The 22,956-nt window shown below is 62.9% G+C and carries 24 protein-coding genes, 1 tRNA gene and 1 riboswitch; of the genes, 6 read left to right on the top strand and 19 right to left on the bottom strand.

The annotated features are described in order from the left end of the window. The 6 genes from urtE to ACR3EK_RS15045 all read right to left on the bottom strand — a co-directional run bounded on the left by urtE (window position 1) and on the right by ACR3EK_RS15045 (window position 6,592). The gene (gene urtE / locus ACR3EK_RS15070) at window positions 1-708 is read right to left on the bottom strand and encodes an urea ABC transporter ATP-binding subunit UrtE (RefSeq protein ID WP_170451726.1); all 708 of its coding nucleotides are present in this window, start codon (window positions 706-708) and stop codon (window positions 1-3) included. After that, a complete protein-coding gene (gene urtD / locus ACR3EK_RS15065) occupies window positions 698-1,438 on the bottom strand; it encodes an urea ABC transporter ATP-binding protein UrtD (RefSeq protein WP_480633794.1) in 741 nt (246 codons plus the stop codon). The genes urtE and urtD overlap by 11 nt, the downstream gene beginning before the upstream one ends. After that, on the bottom strand, window positions 1,435-2,667 hold the full coding sequence (gene urtC, locus ACR3EK_RS15060) for an urea ABC transporter permease subunit UrtC (protein WP_170364400.1): 1,233 nt from the start codon (window positions 2,665-2,667) through the stop codon (window positions 1,435-1,437). The genes urtD and urtC overlap by 4 nt, the downstream gene beginning before the upstream one ends. A gap of 31 nt (window positions 2,668-2,698) precedes the next feature. Then, a complete protein-coding gene (gene urtB, locus ACR3EK_RS15055) occupies window positions 2,699-4,654 on the bottom strand; it encodes an urea ABC transporter permease subunit UrtB (RefSeq protein ID WP_480633793.1) in 1,956 nt (651 codons plus the stop codon). A 67-nt stretch (window positions 4,655-4,721) separates the two neighbouring features. Beyond that, on the bottom strand, window positions 4,722-5,996 hold the full coding sequence (gene urtA, locus ACR3EK_RS15050) for an urea ABC transporter substrate-binding protein (protein WP_170340831.1): 1,275 nt from the start codon (window positions 5,994-5,996) through the stop codon (window positions 4,722-4,724). Window positions 5,997-6,283: 287 nt separating this feature from the next. After that, entirely contained in the window at window positions 6,284-6,592 is a 309-nt protein-coding gene (locus ACR3EK_RS15045) for a hypothetical protein (RefSeq protein ID WP_170340832.1), read from the bottom strand. 289 nt (window positions 6,593-6,881) lie between these two features. Between ACR3EK_RS15045 and ACR3EK_RS15040 the strand changes: the two genes are divergently transcribed. Next, complete coding sequence (locus tag ACR3EK_RS15040) at window positions 6,882-8,393, top strand: FAD-binding domain-containing protein (protein WP_480633792.1); 1,512 nt, start codon at window positions 6,882-6,884, stop codon at window positions 8,391-8,393. Between the two features lie 6 nt (window positions 8,394-8,399). After that, on the top strand, window positions 8,400-8,552 hold the full coding sequence (locus ACR3EK_RS15035; protein WP_217353607.1) for a DUF2256 domain-containing protein: 153 nt from the start codon (window positions 8,400-8,402) through the stop codon (window positions 8,550-8,552). Here ACR3EK_RS15035 and ACR3EK_RS15030 read toward each other — a convergent pair. From ACR3EK_RS15030 to ACR3EK_RS14995, 8 genes are all read right to left on the bottom strand, one after another. Next, on the bottom strand, window positions 8,549-10,093 hold the full coding sequence (locus tag ACR3EK_RS15030; protein WP_480633791.1) for a cryptochrome/photolyase family protein: 1,545 nt from the start codon (window positions 10,091-10,093) through the stop codon (window positions 8,549-8,551). The two genes, ACR3EK_RS15035 and ACR3EK_RS15030, sit on opposite strands and share 4 nt — an antisense overlap. Window positions 10,094-10,228: 135 nt before the next feature. After that, window positions 10,229-10,304, bottom strand: a tRNA-Thr gene (locus tag ACR3EK_RS15025). A 196-nt stretch (window positions 10,305-10,500) separates the two neighbouring features. Further along, window positions 10,501-12,429 carry a 1-deoxy-D-xylulose-5-phosphate synthase gene (gene dxs / locus ACR3EK_RS15020; RefSeq protein WP_480633790.1) on the bottom strand — a complete coding sequence of 643 codons (1,929 nt, stop codon included), beginning with the start codon at window positions 12,427-12,429 and terminating at the stop codon, window positions 10,501-10,503. A 15-nt stretch (window positions 12,430-12,444) separates the two neighbouring features. Further along, window positions 12,445-13,311: a polyprenyl synthetase family protein gene (locus ACR3EK_RS15015; protein WP_170525593.1), complete on the bottom strand. Its 867-nt coding sequence runs from the start codon at window positions 13,309-13,311 to the stop codon at window positions 12,445-12,447. Beyond that, the gene (locus ACR3EK_RS15010) at window positions 13,311-13,553 is read right to left on the bottom strand and encodes an exodeoxyribonuclease VII small subunit (RefSeq protein WP_005979588.1); all 243 of its coding nucleotides are present in this window, start codon (window positions 13,551-13,553) and stop codon (window positions 13,311-13,313) included. Before ACR3EK_RS15010 ends, ACR3EK_RS15015 begins: the two co-directional genes overlap by 1 nt. Beyond that, on the bottom strand, window positions 13,550-14,476 hold the full coding sequence (locus tag ACR3EK_RS15005) for a histone deacetylase family protein (RefSeq protein WP_480633789.1): 927 nt from the start codon (window positions 14,474-14,476) through the stop codon (window positions 13,550-13,552). The genes ACR3EK_RS15010 and ACR3EK_RS15005 overlap by 4 nt, the downstream gene beginning before the upstream one ends. Before the next feature lie 71 nt (window positions 14,477-14,547). Further along, the gene (locus tag ACR3EK_RS15000) at window positions 14,548-15,249 is read right to left on the bottom strand and encodes a response regulator (protein ID WP_480633788.1); all 702 of its coding nucleotides are present in this window, start codon (window positions 15,247-15,249) and stop codon (window positions 14,548-14,550) included. Continuing rightward, a complete protein-coding gene (locus tag ACR3EK_RS14995; RefSeq protein WP_170459594.1) occupies window positions 15,246-15,758 on the bottom strand; it encodes a MarR family winged helix-turn-helix transcriptional regulator in 513 nt (170 codons plus the stop codon). The genes ACR3EK_RS15000 and ACR3EK_RS14995 overlap by 4 nt, the downstream gene beginning before the upstream one ends. 158 nt (window positions 15,759-15,916) lie before the next feature. Between ACR3EK_RS14995 and ACR3EK_RS14990 the strand changes: the two genes are divergently transcribed. The 4 genes from ACR3EK_RS14990 to ACR3EK_RS14975 all read left to right on the top strand — a co-directional run bounded on the left by ACR3EK_RS14990 (window position 15,917) and on the right by ACR3EK_RS14975 (window position 18,710). After that, on the top strand, window positions 15,917-16,783 hold the full coding sequence (locus ACR3EK_RS14990; RefSeq protein ID WP_480633787.1) for a branched-chain amino acid aminotransferase: 867 nt from the start codon (window positions 15,917-15,919) through the stop codon (window positions 16,781-16,783). Between the two features lie 108 nt (window positions 16,784-16,891). Then, window positions 16,892-17,842, top strand: coding sequence for an AraC family transcriptional regulator (locus ACR3EK_RS14985; protein WP_170364029.1), 951 nt, complete (start codon window positions 16,892-16,894; stop codon window positions 17,840-17,842). A gap of 109 nt (window positions 17,843-17,951) precedes the next feature. Next, window positions 17,952-18,317, top strand: coding sequence for a hypothetical protein (locus ACR3EK_RS14980; protein WP_170342836.1), 366 nt, complete (start codon window positions 17,952-17,954; stop codon window positions 18,315-18,317). Between the two features lie 186 nt (window positions 18,318-18,503). Then, window positions 18,504-18,710 (top strand): hypothetical protein, encoded by a 207-nt coding sequence (locus tag ACR3EK_RS14975; RefSeq protein WP_480633786.1) that lies wholly within the window; start codon window positions 18,504-18,506, stop codon window positions 18,708-18,710. Window positions 18,711-18,714: 4 nt separating this feature from the next. Here the strand turns inward: ACR3EK_RS14975 and cobO are convergent, their stop codons facing one another. From cobO to ACR3EK_RS14950, 5 genes are all read right to left on the bottom strand, one after another. Further along, on the bottom strand, window positions 18,715-19,314 hold the full coding sequence (gene cobO, locus ACR3EK_RS14970) for a cob(I)yrinic acid a,c-diamide adenosyltransferase (RefSeq protein ID WP_480633785.1): 600 nt from the start codon (window positions 19,312-19,314) through the stop codon (window positions 18,715-18,717). 56 nt (window positions 19,315-19,370) lie between these two features. After that, window positions 19,371-20,306 (bottom strand): DMT family transporter, encoded by a 936-nt coding sequence (locus tag ACR3EK_RS14965; protein ID WP_149774168.1) that lies wholly within the window; start codon window positions 20,304-20,306, stop codon window positions 19,371-19,373. A gap of 32 nt (window positions 20,307-20,338) precedes the next feature. Continuing rightward, complete coding sequence (locus ACR3EK_RS14960) at window positions 20,339-21,013, bottom strand: HD domain-containing protein (protein ID WP_170361305.1); 675 nt, start codon at window positions 21,011-21,013, stop codon at window positions 20,339-20,341. Then, window positions 20,997-22,097 (bottom strand): chorismate synthase, encoded by a 1,101-nt coding sequence (aroC, locus tag ACR3EK_RS14955; protein WP_480633784.1) that lies wholly within the window; start codon window positions 22,095-22,097, stop codon window positions 20,997-20,999. The genes ACR3EK_RS14960 and aroC overlap by 17 nt, the downstream gene beginning before the upstream one ends. Before the next feature lie 94 nt (window positions 22,098-22,191). Then, a complete protein-coding gene (locus tag ACR3EK_RS14950) occupies window positions 22,192-22,632 on the bottom strand; it encodes a 6,7-dimethyl-8-ribityllumazine synthase (protein ID WP_170342850.1) in 441 nt (146 codons plus the stop codon). 117 nt (window positions 22,633-22,749) lie between these two features. After that, window positions 22,750-22,904, bottom strand: a riboswitch (FMN riboswitch). Window positions 22,905-22,956 lie beyond the last annotated feature (52 nt).

The following is a 22,956-nucleotide window of genomic DNA, read 5'->3' as shown; positions in this document are numbered from 1 at the left end:
TCAAACCGAAACGGCCGCCCTGAGCTGCTGCTGACCAAGTTCGGATTTTGATCCTTTCAGGAATGGCGACCCGCGTTCCAGCACCAGAAAACTGTCGCCCAGAGAATACGCGAAATCAAAATACTGCTCGACCAGGACAATCGCCATCTCACCTTGATCGCGCAACAGGCGGATGACTTCGCCGATCTGCTTGATGATGTTGGGCTGGATGCCCTCGGTTGGTTCATCCAGCAAAAGCAGCCTGGGTTTCGTGATCAAGGCCCGCGCAATTGCGAGCTGCTGCTGCTGACCGCCTGACAGATCACCACCGCGCCGCGACAGGAACTCTTTGAGAATCGGGAACAGTTCGAAGATGTAGTCAGGTATCCTGTGTTCGCTGCGGGGCAGGCAGGCAAAGCCGGTTTCCAGGTTCTCGCGGACCGTCAGAAACGGAAAGATTTCTCGTCCTTGCGGAACATAGGCCACACCTTTTCGAGCCAGCTCATAGGATGTGGCCTTGCCGATCTCCTCGTCGCCAAGCCGGTATTCACCGCCGCTGCGGGGGTGCGTTCCGGAGATGGCTTTCAACAGGCTGGTCTTGCCGACGCCGTTGGTGCCCATCACGCAGGTGACCTGGCCCTGACGCGCGGTGATGTCGATCCCGCTTAGGATCTGGCTGCCGCCGTAGTGCAGGGACAGGTCCGAGATTTCCAGAAGCTCAGCGGCCAAGATACACCTCAATCACTTTGTCATTATTGGTGACGTGGTCCAGCGACCCTTCGGCCAGAACCGACCCCTCGTGCAGCACCGTGACCTTGCAGTTCAGGCGGCGGACGAACTCCATGTCATGTTCAACCACCACCACGGCGCGGGTTTTGGCGGCGGCGACAAGAATGTCGGTTGTGTGCTCGCGCTCGGCGGGGGTCATTCCGGCGGCCGGCTCATCGACCAGCAGCAACTGCGGATCCTGCGCCAGCAGCATGCCGATCTCAAGCCACTGCTTCTGCCCGTGGCTCAGCTCACCCGCCTTGCGGTTCAAGGCATTCTGCAGTCCGATTTCCTGGGCCAGGTCAGCGACTTTCTGATAGTCCGCCTGTCCGGCCCGAAACCGCAGGACCGCCAGCGGGCCGCGTTTGTTCCTGAGGGCCAGCATCAGGTTCTCGCGAACGCTCTGGTCCTCAAAAACGGTGGGGCGCTGGAACTTTCGGCCGATGCCGGCCTGGGCAATCTGGCTTTCGCTCATCGACAGGAGCGACACGGATTTGTCACCCCACAGTACATGGCCGTCATCCGGTTTGGTCTTGCCGGTAATGATGTCCATAAACGTCGTCTTGCCTGCCCCGTTCGGGCCGATGACCGCGCGCATTTCGGCTGGGCCAATCTGGAATGTCAGGTTGTTGATGGCTTTGAATCCGTCGAAGGTTACGGACACGCCGGAGACTTCAAGCAACGTGCTCATTCGTCGGCCTCCTTTTCGCGCAGCGACCCAAGGTCCGGGCCCAGATCGGCGCCGTGGCGGTCCGGGGCGCGCCGCTCGGCAAATCTGTCGATCAGACCGCCGATACCCCGAGGCGCAAACAGCGTGACCGCGACAAATGACAGCCCAAGCAGGATGGTCCACCAGTCGACCCATTGGATCGTGTAGAACCCCAGCGAGATGTCGGGGGCCTGACCACCTGTGAACCAGGTGGACAGCAGAGAAACGAATGCCGCGCCGATCACTGCTCCGTACAGACGGCCCCGTCCGCCGATCGCCACCCAGACAGCCAGGTAGATTGATGCAATGGGCGCGATCTCGGCTGGATTGATGATGCCGGCTTGCGGGTAATACAGGGCACCCGCGATGCCGCAGATCACGGCGGTGAAGGTGAAGATGAACAGCTTGTAGGCTTCGACCGAATACCCAAGGAACCGAACCCGGCTTTCGTCGTCCCGGATGGCGCGAATGACCGATCCGAACTTGCCGGACACCATCCAGGCACACACCAGATAGCCCAGCCCCAGCGCGAGGGCCGACGCCCAGAAGAACAGGATCGAAACCGTCGATTGCGGCACCGAATCCAGACCCGGCAGATTCTGCAGACCCGACAGGCCGTTGTTCCCGCGCAGCCCGCTGTCGTTCTGAAACAGGTACAGAGACAGCGCCAGCGTCATCGCCTGTGTCAGGATCGACAGGTAGACCCCGGTCACGCGACTGCGGAAGGCCAGCCACCCGAACACAAGGGCCAGCAAGCCGGGCACCAGTACGACCGCGGCCAGTTGCAAGGGCAGCGAATGCGCAACAGCCCAGATCGGTGGGAACTCGGATGCGCCGACGACGCCGAAGATCTGGGTGGCGATACCATCAGAGATTTCCTGGGCCGTTGGTGGCAAGGCCGAGGACGCGAGGCTTTCGATCACGATGATCTCGGTCCGCGCATACATCAGCCACATGCCGATGGCGTATCCGCCGATACCGAAGAAGGCCATATGCCCCAAGGACAGGATGCCCGTGTAGCCCCACACCAGGTCCATCGCCAAGGCCGCAAGGCACAGGCAGAGGGTCTTGCCCAATGTCTTGACGAAGCTGGTGGATATCAGGCCGATCCCGAACCCTTCGCCCAGCACTGTTATGGTCGCCGTGAACAGGGCCAGAATGATCAAGAAGATCGCGACCGAGGGATATCGCAGCACAAATGGCTTTCGCATCGGGCTGGCTGTGGATGTCATGTCAACCATATCACGCTTCCGCCGCCCGACCCTTGAGCGCGATGATGCCGCGCGGCCGGAATTGAATGAACAGGATGATGAACAGGATCATGTAGGTCTGCGCCGCCAGGGTATTGGACGGGTTGAACCATTCGATCCCCTTCTGCAGCGTGCCGACCATCGTGGCCCCCAGCAGCGTCCCCCAGATGTTGCCCACACCGCCCACGACCACTGTCATGAAGCTTTGCACGATATAGTCGGATCCCATCTCGGACGTGACCTTTGCGTAAAGCCCGATTGCCACGCCGGCAATGCCCGCGATGCCCGAGCCAAAGCCGAAGGTCAGCATGTTGATCCGGTCGGGATTGATACCCATCGAGGAAGCCATGCGCGGGTTCTGCGTCACGGCGCGCACCTCAAGCCCCAGCCGGGTCCGGTTCATGACGATGAGGAAAAGCGCGAGGAACAGCAGCGCCAGAACAAAGATCGCGATGCGGATGTAACTGATGGAGACGATATCGTTCAGCACCATCGAACCGTCCAGCCAGGCCGGGGCGGTCAGGGGACGCGCCTGGGTTCCAAAGATGTTCTTGGCCAGTTGCTGCAGCGCGATGGAAACCCCGAAGGTCGCAAGCAGCGTCTCCAGCGGACGGTGATACAGCCAGCGAATGACCAGACGTTCCAGCAGAACACCGGCGCCGAAGGTCACCAGGAATGCGCAGGGAATGGCGACAATGATCGACAGGGTCAGGTCCGGAATGAACAGTTGAACCACATATCCGGTATAGGCGCCCATCATGATGAACTCACCATGCGCCATGTTGATGACGCCCATGACGCCGAAAGTGATGGCAAGGCCGATGGCGGCAAGGAAATAGATCGAGGCGAGAGACAGCGCATCCAGAACCAGATCCGCCGTCTGGTTGAGAGCGACTTGCATCTCGATATCGTCCAGCACGGCCTGCGCGGCCAGCGCCACCGGCAACGGTGCCGAGGTGTAGACTCGGTAGAACTTGTACTGTTGCACGGCCTCGGCGATGTCGTCCTGCGTCACCAACGGAGCGGCGAGCCCCTGATCGGCCAGCAGCTGGTATGCCGCTTGTCGTGCCGCATCTTCGTCCAGACTTGCCACCTGTACGCCTGCGACCCTGTCACCGTCGATATTCGAAATCAGGGTCTCTTTGATGGTGCCGTCGTCCACCAGGGCCGGTGCCAACCCGTTCTCAACCAACAGGTCATAGGCCTGTTTCTGTGTCAGTTCGTCCGACCCGGCCTCGATGGTCACAGCGCCATCCGGAGCCGTGTCGGACACCTTGATTCCAGATGCAACTAGGGGATTGAGCGTTGCGCGCACGTCAACGCCCAGATCGCCGGCGAAGCTGTCGATTGCAGCCAGCCTTGCGACCGCGTCATCATCAAACCGGATCGTCAACAGACGCTCGAGCCGGTCCTTGCGGGCCCGCAGATCCGCGTCCTGCTCTCCGGCAATGGCGCCGCGCAGGGCGGATAGGTGCGAGGGTTCCGCGTCCCGCTCGATTGCCGTCAGCGCTGCGCTTCGGTTCAGTGGGTCGGGGTCGTTCAATTGAAACTGCACCAGCGCCGAAGCGATCAACCCGCGAATGCCCGAGTTCGGCTTGAGTTGTTTGTAGTTCTTCTTGTCGACGACACCGATCTCGGCCCCATCCGAGATGTCAAAAACCCGCAAACCGCCATCGGCTTTGGACGCAAAAACGAAAAGGCCCGTATCCCGGTTGAACCACATGTCCTTGGCCTGCCACCGCTCCAGGACGGTTTGTGCCTCGGGCAATCCACTCTGCGCCAGGGCGTCAATCGCAGGGCCGATCGTCTTGCGAGAGGATTTTTGAATGACCTCCGCATGGGCCTGCAAAAGCTTCTGGACCGGCGCGTCGGAGGATTGGGCTTGCAAAAGACCAGGGGCCACGAACAGCAGCAGGGCAAGCAAAGCCCGGCAAATCGAAAGCGTCATTTGGGGAGACCTCGGCATTGGGCCCCGGGGCACATGTGATGCGCCCCGAGGTATTCCGGTTCAGATCTTAGTAGTTCGATTTGATCTGTACGCAGCTTTTAGTTTCGGTGTTGTACATACCGCAACCCAGCTCTTTCCAATCCGAGATCAGAACCGCGGATTCGGGCAGGTAGTCCGTCCAGGCATCGCCCGGAACCTCTTCGGTCTGGCTGATGATGTCGAACTGACCGTCTTCCTGGATTTCGCCGATCAGAACCGGCTTGGCGAGGTGGTGGTTCGGCAGCATGACGGCCGTGCCGCCCGTCAGGTTCGGGAATTCCTGGCCGTACATGGCTGCGCGCACGGCATCGACATCCGTCGAGCCCGCCTCGGTCGCGGCGTTAACCCACATGTTGAAGCCGATGTAATGCGCTTCCATCGGATCGTTGGTCACCCGATCTTCGCCCATGCGGGCTTTCCAGGCGGCAACCCAGGCCTCGTTCGCTTCGCTCTCTGCCGACTGGAAGTAGTTCCACGCCGCCAGATGCCCGACAAGGTTGGTTGTGTCCAGACCGGCCAATTCTTCCTCGCCGACCGAGAAGGCAACTACTGGGATGTCATCCGCCGAGATACCTGCGGCGGCCAGTTCCTTGTAGAAGCCCACATTCGCGTCGCCGTTGATGGTCGAGATGACGCCGACTTTCTTGCCGTCCGCGCCCAGCGCAACGACATCCGCCACGATCTTGGACCAGTCGGAATGGCCAAAGGGGGTGTAGTTCACGAAGATGTCCTCTTCGGCGATGCCTTTCTGCTTCAGATAGCTTTCGAGGATGTTGTTCGTCGTGCGCGGATACACGTAGTCGGTGCCCAAAAGGGCGAATTTCTCGACCCCCAGTTCCTCAAGGAAGTAGTCCGTTGCGGGGATCGCCTGCTGGTTCGGTGCGGCACCGGTGTAGAAGACGTTCTTCGAGCTTTCTTCGCCTTCGTACTGAACCGGATAGAACAGCAAACCGTTGAGCTCTTCGATGACCGGCAACACGGATTTGCGGGAGACCGATGTCCAGTTGCCAAAGATCACGTCAACTTCGTGGACGGTCAGCAGTTCGCGCGCTTTCTCGGCAAACAGTGGCCAGTCCGAGGCGGGGTCGACAACTACGGCTTCCAACTCGCAGCCCAGCAGGCCACCAGCTTCGTTCTGCTGTTCGACCAGCATCTCCATCGTGTCTTTCAGCGTGGTCTCGGAGATGGCCATCGTGCCGGACAATGAGTGCAGAACGCCCACTTTGATCGGGCAATCGGCCAGCGCGGGCAGGGCGGTTGCGAACAATACAGCAGCAGTAGTGTTGAGTAGTTTGGAGTGCATCAGCGTTTCCTTTTGTGCGATGCGCAGCAGGCTTGTCCGGAACGTCGAAACATCCCATATACCCCCCACGCTTAATTGCGGTGTGCGAGGGCGTCATCAGGTTCCTAGGCCGGGCACCTTCGCACATTTTCCAAGCCGTCTTTCGGCGCACCACATTGCTAGGTCAGCTTTTGCCGGGGCTCAGAGTCCGGTGGCGTGAGTTTTTGGATTGATTCAGCGTGTTGCCCAAATTTGCGGCGGTGCCGCATGGTTCGCCCAAAAATGCGGCGCTGCAGCGAAGAGTGGTCTTAGACGCCGCCCAGTATCAGCAGGCTGCACTGATCGAGAAGGTCGCTGGCCGTTTGCCGCGCGGCGCTGGCCGCCGTGATGTCCGAGCCAAAGGTTGCCGTATGGAGCAAGCGCGCATGGGCGTGTTTTGAGTTCACCCGGTGGCTCAGGACCAGTTCGGCCTCCTCTGCCGTCACGGTCGCCTCAAGCAAGGACACGAAACCGCCGCGAAGCAACTCATAGTCCTGCGCCTTGGGGTCGTTCAGAAGCCAGGCATGCTCCATCTCGGCCGAAAAACGCCCGGCGCAGCCGGCAAACGATTTGACCATGTCGGTTTCAGCATGAAGCAATCCGATGGATGAGAAAGTGCATAGTGCTGAAACGAAAATAGTTTTCAAAGCGCCCATGTTTTGATCATTGCAACCGAAAAAGCGCCCGTCAAGGCAGCGCTTTGTGAACTGGCCTGCCCATTTCCCGACAGGCTTCGGTCGCAACGGGTCATGACGGAACCGGTTCCGCGCGCTATTTGCGTCCTGGTCCTACCGGGGCGCATTGAACCCGGTTGAGGGCTGGCCGGACCAGACTAGCTATTGCCCAGATTTGGTTCGGAGAACGGTTTTGCAGATCGTTTGGTTCAAGCGGGATCTCAGGGTGCAGGACAATCGTGTCCTGGCTCATGCGGCACAGCGGGGGGCGCTGGTGCCGCTTTACGTGGTTGAACCCGATCTTTGGCGTCAACCCGACATGTCCGCTCGCCAATGGGCGTTCATCCACGAAACCCTGGTCGAGCTGCGCGGGCAGCTTGCGGAATTGGGCCAGCCCCTGATCATACGGACGGGCGAGATGCTGTCGGTCCTGGACGATTTTGCGCACAGGTTCGACCTCACGGCCCTGTGGTCGCATGAAGAAACGGGAAACGACTGGACCTTTCAGCGGGACAAACGCGTGGCGTCCTGGTGCCGAACCCGGGGCATTCCATGGCACCAGCCGCGCAATCACGGGGTTCGCCGTCGTCTGGCGTCGCGCGATGGCTGGGCCAAAGAGTGGGATCGCTTCATGAGCGAACCGATCACGCCCGCACCCATGTTGCGGCCCATCCCGATGGACCCGGGTGGGATCCCGTCAAGCACGGAATTGGGGTTGTACCCGGACCCATGTCCACGGCGCCAGTCGGGCGGCCACACGGCGGCGTCGGACCGGTTGACCACATTCCTGAGCACGCGCGGCCGGACCTATCGCAGCGCGATGTCCTCACCGCAGCTGGGGGAACACGCGTGTTCGCGCCTGTCCCCGCATCTGGCGTGGGGAACGCTGTCGATGCGCGAGGTGATGCAGGCCACATGGGCGCGGCAAAAAGCGTTGAGCCACACCTCCGACAAACAGTGGCGGGGGGCGATGTCCTCGTTCGAAGGTCGGCTGCATTGGCACTGTCATTTTATCCAGAAACTGGAGGATGACCCCCGGATCGAGTTCCAGAACGTGCATCGCGCCTATGACGGGATCCGCCCCTCGGCCCCGGATTCGCATCGGCTGGAGGCCTGGGCCAACGGTGAGACCGGCCTGCCATTTGTTGACGCATGCATGCGGTACTTGCGGGCAACGGGGTGGCTCAACTTTCGAATGCGCGCGATGGTGATGGCGACGGCCAGCTATCACCTGTGGCTTGACTGGCGCGCGCCCGGTGAGGTTCTCGCCCGCCTGTTCAACGATTACGAACCGGGCATCCACTGGAGCCAGGTGCAGATGCAGGCCGGCACCACGGGTATCAACGCGCTGCGGATCTACAACCCGGTGAAGCAGGGCCATGATCAGGACCCGACCGGGACTTTTACCCGCCGTTGGTTGCCGGAATTGGCGGATATCCCGGATCGCCATCTGCAAGAGCCGTGGAAGGCCGAGAACGCAGGTGCCGTGCTGGGCAAACGCTACCCGATGCCCATCGTTGATCACGTCGCGGCGGCCCGATTCGCCCGGGATCGGATCTGGGCGGTGCGGCGCGGGGAAGGTTTCCGGGACGAGGCTGCGAAGGTCTTGGCCCGGCATGGCAGCCGTAAGGGGCGCTTGCGGAAAGGAAACAGCCGTGCGGTCACCCGCAACCCGGCGCAATTGTCATTGGATCTGGGGGACTAGATGCGGATGCGGAAAAAGTCGGATCTTCCGACGAAAACCTGCGCCACATGCGGGCGTCCTTTCACCTGGCGGCGAAAATGGGCCAAGGTCTGGGACGAGGTCCGCCACTGCTCGCAGCGTTGCCGCCGAGCCCGATCATCTTCGACCGGCCAACGCTAGAGGCTGTCGAGTATCTCGCGCGCGCTGTCGCGGTATTGGGCCTGTTTTTCGGGGTCCATCCGGTCCCAGGTTCGGTAGGCATGGCCCAACCTGGGATTGCCACGCAGCTTGTCGGCGTTGCGTGCTAGGAAATCCCAGTACAGTGGATTGAAAGGGCAGGCATTCGCACCGAACTTGCGTTTCACGTCATAGCGGCAATGCGAACAGTGATCCGACATCTTGTTGATGTAGTTTCCGCTTGCTGCGTAGGGTTTTGACCCAAGCAATCCGCCATCGGCGAATTGGCTCATTCCGATCACGTTGGGGGCCTCGACCCATTCATACGCATCGGCGTAAACCGCCAGGTACCACTCGTGGACTTCGTGCGGATCGACCCCGGCCAGCATCGCGAAATTGCCAGTCACCATCAGGCGCTGGATATGGTGGGCATAGCCGTGGTCGCGCGTCTGCCCGATAGCGGCCGCCATGCAGGCCATTTCCGTTTTGGCCGTCCAGTAGAAATCCGGCAGCGGGCGGGTTGCCCCGAAGTGGTTCCGTTCCGTGTACCCGGGCATGTTCAGCCAATAGAGGCCCCGAACATATTCTCGCCAGCCGATGATCTGACGGATAAAGCCCTCGACCGCATTCAAAGGCGCGCGGCCTTCATAGTAGGCACGCTCGACCTGCCGGCAGATCTCCATCGGCCCCAGCAGACCCGCGTTCAGGTAATGCGACAGGACCGAGTGATAGAGGAACGGTTCTGCCTGTAGCATTGCGTCCTGATGGTCCCCGAACAGAGGCAGAGCGTGTTCCACGAAATGGTCCAGCGCCTCGAGCGCGCCGGCGCGGGTCACCTCGAACCAGAACGGGCGCAGCTGTCCGAAGTTGTCGCCAAACTGGGTTTCGACAAGGCTCAGAACCTCGGTGGTGATGTCATCCGGGTCGGATCGGGGCGGTCGGGGCATAAACAGATCGGCAGTGGCGGGTTTGCGGTTTTCCGCATCAAAGTTCCAGCGCCCGCCTTCGGGTTGGTCGCCGTTCATCAACAGCCCCGTTTTGCGCCGCATCTCGCGATAGAAATATTCCATCCGCAACTGCTTGCGTCCGTCCGCCCAATTGCGGAACTCCTGATGCGTGGCGACAAACCGGTCATCTTCCAGCATATGTAGATCGGTTTGGCTTTGGTCCGCCCACTCCAGCAAGGCGGTTTGCAGCCGATACTCGCCGGGCTCGGTCACCTGAACGTTTGTAATCGACAGATCCGCGATGGCCCGCGCGATCTCGCCTGTGATGGAGCCGGTATTGTCAGGGTGATCCAGCCTGACATAACGGACCTGCCACCCCGCCGCACCGAGCTCATCTGCGAAATGGCGCATTGCCGAAAAGACAAACGCGATCTTCTTTTTGTGATGCGGAACATATCCCGCCTCGTCCGCGACTTCGGCCATCAACACCGTGTCTCGCGCCTTCTCCGCCTGACTCAAGGCGCTTAAGTCTTGGCTCAGTTGGTCGCCCAGCACCAAGATCAGCCGGCTGGGGGAGCGTTCGTTTGTCTGCGTCATTTCCGTCGAGTTAGGGCCGCCACGCGGATGAGCAACCCAAACTTCCGGAAAGGTTGCACGGCAGATAAATTGAAGAACCTAAGCAACAGACGGGAAAACTGGCGGCAAACCACCGAAGTCTGTTCCGAGAAGCTATGGTGCCGCTGAAGGGACTCGAACCCCCGACCCCATCATTACGAATGACGTGCTCTACCAGCTGAGCTACAGCGGCCCATTTTTCGACGCGCACCCGTTCCCGTGGGGGCGCGGTATGCGGTGCGAAGGATCGTTTAAACCGTCCAACCGGCGTAGGCAAGACCGGTTGTTGACCCCGATGTGAGGTTTTGCTGGTGGGCGACTGGCCTTGTTCACCCGTCGTTCGACCCGAGTGCCGCTCTGGCTGAGGGCAGCCGACGATCCGGTCGGGATCAGGCGCGTTTTTCGCCGATTGATGCGATGCCCAGAACGGCAAGCACCTTGGCTTCGATATTTTCGGCGTTCATGCCTGCGACCGCGTACATGTCGGCGGGGCTGGCCTGGTCGATGAAAATGTCCGGAAGAACCATCGAGCGGTATTTCAGTCCGCGGTCGAACACGCCCTCATCCGCCAGCAGTTGTGCCACGTGGCTGCCGAACCCGCCGATGGCGCCTTCTTCGATGGTGATCAGCGCCTCGTGGTTGGCGGCCAGGTCCAGGATCAGGTCGCGGTCCAGCGGCTTGGCGAACCGGGCGTCGGCGATGGTGGGGGTGATGCCGCGCGCGGCCAAAGATTCGGCGGCCTTCTGCACCTCGGCCAGGCGCGTGCCGAAGGACAGGATCGCCACCCGCGCCCCCGACTGGATCAGGCGGCCCTTGCCGATTTCCAGAACCTGTCCACGTTCGGGCAGATCGACGCCCACGCCTTCGCCCCGCGGATAGCGCAACGCGATCGGTCCGTCGTCATGGGCGGCGGCGGTGGCGACCATGTGCACCAGCTCGGCCTCGTCGGCGGCGGCCATCACCACCATGCCCGGCAGGTTGGACAGGTAGGCGATGTCGAACGACCCGGCATGGGTCGCGCCATCAGCACCAACCAGCCCCGCACGGTCGATGGCAAAGCGCACCGGCAGGCGTTGGATCGCCACGTCGTGCACCACCTGGTCATAGCCGCGCTGCAAAAACGTGGAATACATCGCGCAGAACGGCTTGAGCCCGCCCGCAGCCAGCGCGGCCGAGAAAGTGACCCCGTGCTGCTCGGCAATCGCCACGTCGAAACAGCGCGACGGGTAGCGTTCGGCGAACAGGTTCAGCCCGGTGCCGTCGGGCATCGCCGCGGTCACCGCCACGATCTTGTCGTCGCGGCTGGCCTCGTCCACCAGGGTCTTGCCGAAGACCGAGGTGTAGGATGGCGCGTTCGACGGCGCCTTCTGCTGCTTGCCGGTCACCACGTCGAATTTGGCGGTGGCATGGCCCTTGTCGCGGGCCTGCTCTGCCGGGGCATAGCCCTTGCCCTTTTTGGTCAGCGCGTGGATCAGAATCGGCCCGGTCGCCCGCGCCTTGACCGTGCGCAGCACCGGCAGCAGCTGGTCCAGGTCATGCCCGTCGATCGGGCCGACATAGGAGAATCCCAGCTCTTCGAACAGCGTGCCGCCCACGGCCATGCCCTTGAGCATTTCCTTGGCGCGCTTGGCGCCTTCGCGGAACGGTTCGGGCAGCAGCGACACCGCCCCCTTGGCGGCGGCCTTCAGATCGTGGAACGGCTCTTCGGCATAGATGCGTGAAAGATAGTTCGACAGTGCACCCACGGGCGGGGCGATGCTCATCTCGTTGTCGTTCAGGATCACGATCAGGCGTTTTTTCAGGTGGCCAGCATTGTTCATCGCCTCGAAGGCCATGCCGGCCGACATCGACCCGTCGCCGATCACCGCGATCGCGTCGCCCAGCCCCTCGGGCGTGACCCCGCCCAGGTCGCGGGCCACGGCAAAGCCCAGCGCCGCGCTGATCGAGGTCGAGCTGTGCGCCGCGCCGAACGGGTCATAGGGGCTTTCGCTGCGCTTGGTGAACCCGCTCAGGCCGCCTTTCTGGCGCAGGGTGCGGATGCGGTCGCGCCGCTCGGTCAGGATCTTGTGGGGATAACACTGGTGCCCGACATCCCAGATGATCTTGTCGCGCGGCGTGTCGAACACCGCGTGCAGGGCCACGGTCAGCTCGACCACGCCCAGCCCCGCGCCCAGATGCCCGCCGGTCACCGATACGGCCGAGATCGTCTCGGCCCGCAACTCGTGTGCCAGCTGATGCAGCTGCACGTCCGAAAACTGCTTGAGATCCGCCGGGCGGTTCACAAGGTCCAGAAGCGGGGTGTTCGGACGGTCTGACATGGCATCCCTTACGGTTCAGCTTTCACGCGCAATAACGAAGCGGGCGGCGTCCTTCAAGGTTTCGGCCCGCGGTCCGTACGCGTCCAACGCGGCGCAGGCCTGCTCGACCAGCTCGGCAGCGCGCGCCTTCGCTGCATCCAGACCCAGCAGCGAAACGAAAGTTGCCTTGCCCGCCTGTGCGTCCTTCTGCAATCGTTTGCCCGCCTTTTCGCTGTCACCCTCCACATCAAGGATGTCGTCGGCGATCTGAAAGGCAAGACCCAGCGCACGGGCATATTGGCGCAATGGGGTCGGATCAGCCTCCGACAGAACAGCACCGGCGCACGCCGACCATTCGATCAGCGCCCCGGTCTTGCCGGCCTGAAGATGCGTGATTTCCGGCAGGGTCAAAGGTTGTTCGGCAGTTTCGGCAGCGATGTCCAACGCCTGACCCAGAACCATGCCTTGCGCACCGCTGGCCCGGGCGAGGGTCAGCGCCAGTTCGGCCCGAACGCCTGCAGATCCGACCTCGGGCCGGGTGCAAAGCTCGAACGCCAGCGCCTGCAAAGCGTCGCCAGCCAGAACCGCGATGCCGTCGTTCCATTGCTTGTGCACGGTCGGACGACCGCGCCGCAGATCGTCATCGTCCATGCAGGGCAGATCGTCGTGTACCAGGCTGTAGGCGTGCAGCGCCTCGATCCCGGTCGCGGGCCAGATCGCGCAGGTCTCGTCCATTCCGTGCAGCCGGGCGCTTTCCAGCACCAGAAATCCGCGCAGCCGCTTGCCGCCCTGCGTGGCATAGGCCATCGCCCGGGTGACATCGACCGGTTCGAACGCATTCAGAACCAGATCGAACTGCGCCTGGATCAGCGCAGCATCCTGCACCAGCCTTTCGGAAAACATTACAGGCCTTCGACAGGGGTCGTCCCGGTGGGCTGCCCATCGGCATCCAGCGTGATGGCGGCCACTTTCTCCTCGGCGCGCTTCAACTCGTCTTCGCAGCGTTTCTTCAGCTTGGCGCCGCGCTCGTACAGGGCGATCGACTGGTCCAGCGCCACGTCGCCGCGCTCCAGCTGGCCGACCACGGCCTCCAGCTCTTTCATCGCCTGTTCGAATGTCATCTGTTCAACGGGGGTCTCGGTCATCGGGCTGCCTTCATCAGTTCTTCAACATGGGCGCGTGTGGCCTTGGCCAGTGCGTTCAGATCATACCCGCCTTCCAGAGTCGAGACGATACGGCCCCCACACAGCTCATCAGCGATCCGGCACAGCTGCGCGGTGATCCAGGCGAAGTCGTCGGTGGACCAGTTCAGATTGGCCAGCGGATCGTCCTGATGCGCGTCGAACCCGGCCGAGATGACGATCAGCTCGGGCCTGAACGCGCGCAGCCGAGGAAAGGCCTGCGCCTCGTAGGCCGCGCGCATCTCGGCCCCACCGGTGCCGGGGGCCAGCGGGATGTTCACGATGGTGTCATGCGCCCCGGTTTCATCCGGCCGTCCCGAACCCGGCCACAGTGGCATCTGCTGGCTGGTGATCACCAGCGCACGGGCCTCGTCCCACAGCAGATCCTGCGTGCCATTGCCGTGATGCACGTCGAAATCCACCACCGCGACCCGATCCAGCCCGTGATGATCCAGCGCATGTTTCGCCGCCAGGGCGGCATTGCCGAACAGGCAGAACCCCATGGCGGTTTCCCGTTCGGCGTGATGGCCCGGCGGCCGAATGGCGCAGAACGCATTTGGCGCCTCACCGCCCAGCACCATGTCCACCGCCCGCACAACGGCCCCCGCCGCCCGATAGGCCGCATCGACCGAGCCGGGTGACATGAACGTATCCCCGTCGATCTGGCGGAACCCTTCGGTCGGGCGGCTGTCACGGATTTCGCGGATGTAACTCTCGGGATGAATCCGTAGCAGATCATCATCCGCCGCCAGCGGCGCGGTCACCCGCTGCAGGTCCAACGACTCCAGCGCATGCAGGATATGTTCCAGCCGGGCCACCCGCTCGGGGTGCCCCTCAGGGGTGACATGACCCAGACAGTCGGTATGCGTCAAAACAGCGGTCTTCATGAATATCCCCCAACTTCATCTGGCCAAAAATATCCTCGCCGAAGGCAAGAAAACGCCGGGCGGCGGCAAAATCAATCCGGCGCCAGCATATATCCTGCGCCCCGAACCGTTTGCAGATAGCGCGGCTGCTTCGGGTCCTGTTCGATCTTGCGGCGCAGGCGCGTGATCTGCACGTCCACCGCACGTTCCTGCGCCTGCCCCTTGTCGCGCCCCAGATCCTCGACCAGCTTCGACCGGCTGATCGGCTCGCCCGGTTGGGCCGAGAAGATCTTCATCAACTGGCTTTCGGTGGCGGTCAGCCGCACCGGCTCTTCGCCCTGCCACATCTCGCCGCGTTCGATGTCATAGCGGATCGGCCCCAGATGCAGGATCTTGGCAGCCGTATCCTGCGCCGTGGTTTCCGGCATCCGCCGCAGGATCGCGTTGATCCGCAGCAGCAGTTCCTTGGGCTCGAACGGCTTGGCCAGGTAATCGTCTGCCCCGGCTTCCAACCCGGCGATCCGGTGCTCGGTCTCGCCGCGTGCGGTCAGCAGCAGGATCGGCGTGTCATGCGTCTCGCGCAGGGCCCGGGTCAGGCTAACGCCATCCTCGCCCGGCATCATCACGTCCATCACGATCAGGTCGAAATCCAGCCCCGACAGGATCCGCCGCGCATGGGCGGCATCACGCGCCGCCGTCACCAGAAATCCGCTGCGCATCAAGAATTTCTTGAGCAGATCGCGGATGCGTTCATCGTCATCGACGATCAGAAGATGGGCGTCCACATCGCTCATGAAGTTGAATCCCGCAGTTTCGTGTAAGCCCGACGCATATCAGCATCCATCATCGCTTCAAGAACTTTGCGGAACCCGGCAACCGCCTCGGGGCCGGCCTCCTTGTAGGCCGCGCGCATCCGGGCGCGCTGGGCGTCCGACAGCTGCGACTCGAGCGCTTTGCCCTTTTCGGTCAGGTACAGGTGGCGTTCGCGCTTGTCGACGGTGCCGACCCGGCTCTCGACGAGGCCGTCGTCGATCAGCGTGCGCAGCACCCGGTTCAGCGACTGCTTGGTCACCCCCAGAATCGCCAGCAGGTTGTTCACCGTGGTGCCCGGCGCACGGTTGATGAAATGGATCGCCCGGTGATGCGCCCGGCCATAGGCCATTTCGCTCAAGATGCGGTCGGGGTCGGCGGTAAAGCCGCGATAGGCGAAGAACATCGCCTCGATCCCCTGCCGAAGCTGTTCATCTGTCAGAAACAACAGGCTTTCTCCGCCAAAGACCGGGGCGGGGCGGATCTCGGACATATCGGGCCTCATTCGTTACACGCCCCGACTTTAAGTCAGCGTTATTGACATTCCAAGGGCGGACAGGTATCGAATCGCAGTTTTTGCGCAATTTTGTGTCCGGGTCGGACCTAAGTGGCGCAACAATCGGAAATGTGACCCGGGTCAGGAGGTTTCGGATGGCGGGATATGACGATCGTGATGGTGTCATCTGGATGGATGGCGAATTTGTGCCCTGGTGCGATGCCAAAGTGCATGTCCTGACCCATGCGATGCACTATGCCAGCTCGGTCTTCGAGGGCGAGCGCGCCTATAACGGCAAGATCTTCAAAAGCCGCGAGCATTCCGAGCGGTTGATCAAATCGGCCGAGGCGCTGGACATGCCGATGCCCTACACGATCGATCAGATCGAGGCGTCCAAGGCCGAAACGCTGGAAAAAAGCGGCCACAAGGACGCATATGTGCGCGCGCTGGTCTGGCGCGGCTCGGGCGAGGACATGGGCGTGGCCTCGGCGCGCAACCCGGTCCGCATGGCCATCGCGGTCTGGCCCTGGGGCGCCTATTACGGCGATGCCAAGATGCAGGGCGCCAAGCTGGACATCGCCGAGTGGAAGCGGCCCAGCCCGGAAACGATCCCGGTCCATGCCAAGGCGGCGGGGCTGTACATGATCTGCACCATCTCCAAGCACAAGGCCGAGGCCAAGGGCTGTTCGGATGCCTTGTTCATGGATTACCGCGGCTATGTGGCCGAGGCGACCGGTGCCAACGTATTCTTCGTCAAGGATGGCGAAGTGCATACGCCGCTGGCCGACTGCTTCCTGAACGGGATCACCCGCCAGACGGTGATTCAGATGCTGAAAGACAAGGGCATCACCGTCCACGAACGCCACATCCTGCCCGAGGAGATGGCCGATTTCGAACAGTGCTGGCTGACCGGCACCGCGGCCGAGGTCACGCCGGTGGGCCAGATCGGTGAGTATACCTTCGAGGTCGGCGACCTGACCCGTGAGATCGCCAACGATTACGAACAGCTGGTTCGCAGCTGATCCGACATCCGCTCGGGCGGCGGCCGACCGGCCTTGCCGCCCGTCCGGGGTTTGTTGCAGATCGTCCGCTGCGCTGGACGGTCGGGTGCGAATCCGTATCCTTGGCGCATGTTGGACCTGCTCAGCGATATCCTGACGCGCCTGTCTTTGCGGGGCACCCTGTATTTCCGTACCTCGTTCACGCCGCCCTTCGGCGTGCAGGTGCCTGCATTCGAAAACGTCGCCCGGTTTCACTTCGTCCAGCGCGGAGAGCTGAAGGTGCATGTGTCCACCACCGGCGAGACCCTGCGGTTGCGGCAGGGGGATCTGATCCTGATCCCGCACGGGGCCGCACATGCGCTGCTGTGCAACGAGGTCCGGCCCGTGGATGCTCTGCCGCTGGAGCAGGTTCTGGACCGGGCCGGCTACAAAGGTGACGGTGTGCTGGTCTATGGCGGAGCCGAGCAGGACCGTGACACCCAACTGATCTGCGGGCATTTCTCGTTTGCCGGTCCGGCCGGGCGGCGCGGCACAGGGCATATGCTGATCGACCGTCTGCCGCCCTATATCCTGATCGAGAATTACGGCGAATCCGCCGGGGCCTGGATCGAGGCGACGCTGCGGATGATCGAATCCGAGGTTGCGGGTGCCCGGATCGGCGGGGACCTGATCGCGCTGAAACTGTCCGAGGTTCTGTTCGCCCAGGCGATCCGCGCCTATCTGGAGCATCAAAGTCCCACCGATGCGGCCCTGTCGGGCTTCGCCGATCCACGTATCTCGCGCGCGCTGGGCGCCTTTCACCGCGACCCGGCCCGCGAGTGGAGCGTGGCATCGCTGGCGCGTGAAGCCGGAATGTCGCGCACGACCTTCGCACAGCTGTTCACCCAGAAGATGGGCGCCACGCCCATGCAATACCTGACCGACTGGCGTATGCAGATCGCCTGCCACGGACTGATCGAAAGCCGCTGGAACGTGGCCGACGCGGCGGCTCAGGTCGGCTATGCCTCCGAGGCGGCGTTTTCGCGGGTGTTCAAGAAGCAGATCGGCCTGTCTCCAGCCGCCTACAGGGCGATGCACTGATCCGGCAAACTGGCGGACGATTTGCAAGGTATTCCAAACGATCTGGGCTGCTACGTTCGGGCTGGCGAACATATCCTTGATCCGTCCTCAATCAAGGAAAGGAAACATCATGTCTCTGCGTTTCGTTACCCGCACCATTCATGCCTATCTGGACTACCCGGTTGCCCTGGCCCTGATGGGGTTGCCATTTCTTCTGGGACTGGGCGCGTCGAACCCGATTGCGCTGTGGCTCTCGGTGGCCACCGGCGTGGCGGCTTTCATGCTGACGGTGCTGACGGATCATCACCTGGGCGTCTGGCGCGTGCTGCCCTACAGGTTTCACCTGGCCGTCGATCTGCTGGTGGGGCTCACCTTCCTGTTCGCGCCCAGCCTGTTCGGCTTCACCGGTCTGGATGCGGTCTACTACTGGCTGAATGGCGCCGCCGTGGTGGCCGTAATCTCGCTCAGCGCGCCCGACCAGACAGCCACCGCCTGACCCCTTGCTCCGGCCATTTGGCCGGGGCGAATTTTGGTCTTGAAAAGTCCGACAGAAATTGTCAGTTTTAGCCCAACGCCAGATACCCCGGTATCAAGCCTTTGATTCCGAGACGGCTTGCACGCCAAGCCGTACACCCGCGAGGGCGCGCCACCGTCTCGGAAACGATTTCGGAAAGGCCACGCGATGCGCGACCCGATACTTGAACTTCTGTCCAGTTCAGACCTGCCCCTTGGCAGCGGGTGCTGCGCCGGTGGCGACCTGGTGGCCTACCTGGACTGCAAATGCCAGGACGGACGCTGTGACCGGGCGGCCGGGGTTGCGGACGCCCGGATCGCCACTGTCCCGCAGAGCACGCCGGCGGCACCGGCAAGTGGTGCCGTCCCGCGTTGACCGATCAGAAATCGACGCCGCGCTGGGCCTTGATGCCGGCCTGAAACGGGTGCTTCTCCTCGGTCATTTCGGTGACCAGATCGGCATAGTCGCGCAGCTCCTGTGGCGCGTCGCGCCCGGTCAGGAACACGCTGGTCCGGTCCGAGCGCGCCTTCAGCCCCTCGATCACCGCGTCCACCGACAGGTATTCATAGCGCAGGGCGATGTTGATCTCGTCCAGCACCACAAGGTCATAGTCGCCGCTGGACATCAGGTCGCGCGCCTTGTCGAAGGCTGCGGTGGCGGCCGCAATGTCGCGCTCGCGGTCCTGGGTGTCCCAGGTGAAGCCTTCGCCCATCGTGTGCCAGGTGACCAGATCGCGCTCTTCGAAGAACCGCCGCTCGCCGGTCTTCCATTTGCCCTTGATGAACTGCACCACGGCGACCTTCTGACCCCAGCCCAGCGCCCGGATCACCACACCGAAGGCGGCCGAGGATTTGCCCTTGCCCTTGCCGGTGTTGATCAGCACCAGCCCGCGGCCGGGATCTACGGCCTCGGACACTTTCTTGCGGTGCTGGGCCTGCACCTGTTGCATCTTCTGTTTGTGGTCCTGTGCGTCGCTCATGGCAAAACCTCGTTGATTGTCCGCGCCAACCTAGGCGATGGGCGCGAAAGGTAAAGTCAGGGTTTGTGATCGGTCAGCGACCGCGCCTTGCCGCGTTCCAGACCCAGCTGGTGTTCGCGCCAGATCACCACCGCATTGCCGGCGATCACCAGTGCCGCCCCCAGCAGGATCGCCAGGGTCGGCAGTTCGTCGAACCAGACATAGCCGATGAAGATGGCAAACAGCATCGACGTATAGTCGTAGGGCGCCAGCATCGAGGCCTGCCCGAACCGGTAGGACGAGGTCACCAGAATCTGCGCGACGCCGCCGATCAGCCCCATCGTAATCAGGATCAGCAGCTGGTTCAGGGTCGGCATGGTCCAGCCCCAGAACACGGTCAGCGCTGACAGCAGCGTGGCGGTCATCGAAAAATAGAAGACGATTGCGGCGGGGTGATCGACCTGAACCAGTTGCCGGATGTGGATCTGCACGAAGCCACGGGCCACGGTCGCGCCCAGCACGCACAGCGCGCCGATCGTGGCGCCGGTACCCAGATCGGCCGAGCCCAGCCGGGGCCAGATCATGATCAGCACGCCCAAGAGCCCGATCGCCACTGCGCCGATGCGGATCAGGCGGATGCGCTCGCCCAGCAGCAGCGCCGCCAGGATCAGGGTGAAGATCGGAGTGGCATAGCCGATCGCCGTAACCTCGGGCAGCGGCAGCAGGCTGAGCCCGGTGAAGGTCAGGCCCATGGCGGTGGTGCCCAGCACCCCGCGCCAGAAATGGCCCATGGGTTTCCTGACGACAAAGCCCTGCGCCAGTTCCCCGCGCGAGATCAGCCAGGCCACGATCACCGGCACCGCGAAAAGCGAACGGAAAAACACCATCTGGCCTGGCGGGAAATCCGCCGACAGCGCCTTGACCAGCGCCGACATCGCCGTGAACAGGAACAGCGCGCTGAGTTTCAGCGTCACGGCCAGCACGGGGCGATGAGAGGTCAGGGATTGGGCCATCGGCGCGACCCTGCGCCTTTGCGCGGCAAAGATCAACGGGTCGGATTGGGGCGTGTCCAGCTGTCGGGCAGGGGGCTGCCGATCTCTTCGGCAAATTCGGTCAGAAACCGGATCATGCGCCGGACCCGTTGCTGAGCGATCTGCCGTCCGGCTTCGGTCAGCATGTCGTCGGGCAGGGCCAGCAGCTTCACCTTCCAGTGGTCGATGGAATAGTGCAGATCGTCCAGCGGCCGGTGCGATGCGAACGGATCGGCCGGATCATAGAGCGTCCGCCCCAAAGCGCCGGACACCGAGAAATTCCGCGCGATCCCGATGGCGCCCAGCGCATCCAACCGGTCGGCATCGCGCAGGATTCGCGCCTCGGGCGTCTCGGGCGGGATGTTGGCGGAAAAACTGTGCGCCTCGATCGCGTGGCGGGTGGCGGCGATCTGGGCATCGCTCAGGCCCAGTTCTCGCAGAACAGGCTCGGACTCCTGGGCCGACCGGCGCGAGGCCAGGTGTCGGTCGGGGTCGTTCTTGGGCAGGTTGACCAGATCGTGCAGATAGCAGGCCGCCAGCAGCACGGTCCTGTCGGTTTGCGCATCGGCGATGGCGCGGGCATTTACCCAGACACGGTCCAGATGGGCCAGGTCATGGGCCGGGTCGGTGATCATCCGCTGCGCGACGACCGCGCGTAGACGGTCGCGCAGCTCAGCCAATCCGTCCACGGTTTTCACCGATCTGGCCGCGATGCAGCAGCAGGTGGTCCAGGATCACGCAGGCCATCATCGCCTCGCCCACCGGGACGGCGCGGATGCCGACGCAGGGGTCGTGGCGGCCCTTGGTGATGATCTCGGTCTCTTCGCCCGATTTGGTGATGGTCTTGCGCGTGGTCAGGATCGATGAGGTCGGTTTGACTGCAAAACGCACCACGATGTCCTGCCCGGTCGAGATGCCACCCAAAATGCCGCCCGCGTGGTTCGAGCTGTATTGCGGGCCGTCCTGGCCCATGAAGATCTCGTCGGCATTGGCCTCTCCGGTCAGTTCGGCGGCGGCCATGCCTTCGCCGATCTCGACGCCCTTGACCGCGTTGATCGACATCATCGCTGCGGCCAGATCGGTGTCGAGCTTGCCATAGACCGGCGCGCCCAGGCCCGCGGGAACACCACGCGCCACCACTTCGACCACCGCGCCGACCGAGTTGCCGGATTTGCGCAGATCGTCCAGGTAGGCCGCCCAGTCCCGTGCCGCCTGCGCATCCGGGGTCCAGAACGGGTTCTGTTCGATCTGCGCCCAGTCAAAGTTGGTGCGGTCGATCCGGTGCGGCCCGATCTGGGACATGTAGCCGGTGATCTGCACGTTGGGCGCGATCTGCTTGATGGCCTCGCGCGCCAGCCCGCCCGCAGCCACCCGCGCCGCCGTTTCCCGGGCCGAGCTGCGCCCGCCGCCGCGATAGTCGCGGATGCCGTATTTCTGCCAATAGGTGATGTCGGCATGACCGGGGCGGAACTTGTCCATGATGTCCCCGTAATCCTTCGAGCGTTGATCGGTGTTCTCGATCATCAGCTGGACCGGGGTGCCGGTGGTCTGGCCCTCGAACACGCCCGACAGGATTTTCACCTGATCGGGCTCGCGCCGCTGGGTGGTGAACTTGTTCTGCCCCGGTTTGCGCTTGTCCAGCCAGTGCTGGATCATGCCCTCGTCGATCGGGACGCCGGGCGGGCAGCCATCCACCGTGGCGCCCAGCGCGGGGCCGTGGCTTTCACCCCAGGTGGTGACGCGGAAAAGGTGTCCAAAGCTGTTCATCGACATGGGGCGTGCTCCTTTGAGGGTCGTGATTAACGGCGAGAGCCTGCCGCCTCAAGCTGATTTGCGGTTGGGGCATCGCTGCCCCAACCCGGTGTGCCTAGGCCGCACGGGTCAGTGCGGCGCGAGTTTCGACGATTTTCAGCGCCGCCCGAGCTGCCTCGCGCCCCTTTTCCACGAAATGCGCGCGGTAGATGGCGTTGTGATGGTCGGTTTCCTGGTACTGGTGCGGCGTCAGCGACACCGACAAGACCGGCACGCCGGTTTCCAGCCCCGCGCGCATCAGCCCGTCAACCACGGCCTGCGCCACGAAATCGTGCCGATAGATACCGCCATCGACGACAAAGGCCGCGCAGGCCACGGCGGCATAGCGGCCCGTCCGGGCCAGGTCGCGGGCCAGCAGGGGCATTTCAAACGCGCCCGGCACGTCGAACACATCGACCTGATCGGCGGGGATCAGCTCCAGAAAACCGTCCAGCGCGCGGTCGACGATATCGGCATGCCAGTTGGCTTTGACGAAAGCATAGCGGGTGTGTGTCATCGTGATCTCCTTTCAGCTTGGTGGCCTGCTGGCGGGTGCGAATGGTTTCGCGGCCAGCGCGGCATGACACGTCACCCAAGGCGATCACGGACAGACGCGCCCTTGGCGAGGCGCGCTGCTCGTTCTCTTTCATCCGGACTTTAACCGTCGGCTCTGGCCTCTCACCAGATCTGCTGACACTCTGCCGGTTGGATGACAGAGCCGCTCGCGGGCTGGCGGGCCTGGGCCCGCATACCGCCGGTGGGGAATTCCGCCCCGCCCTGAGAACGGCGCGACCTTGCCAAGCGTGCGCGCGATCTGCAAGACCTGTCTGCAGGAGGACGG

The organism is Ruegeria sp. BC8 (genome assembly GCF_056535705.1).
The sequence above is the reverse complement of the archived record's forward strand: the minus strand, read 5'-3'. Positions and strand labels throughout refer to the sequence as shown.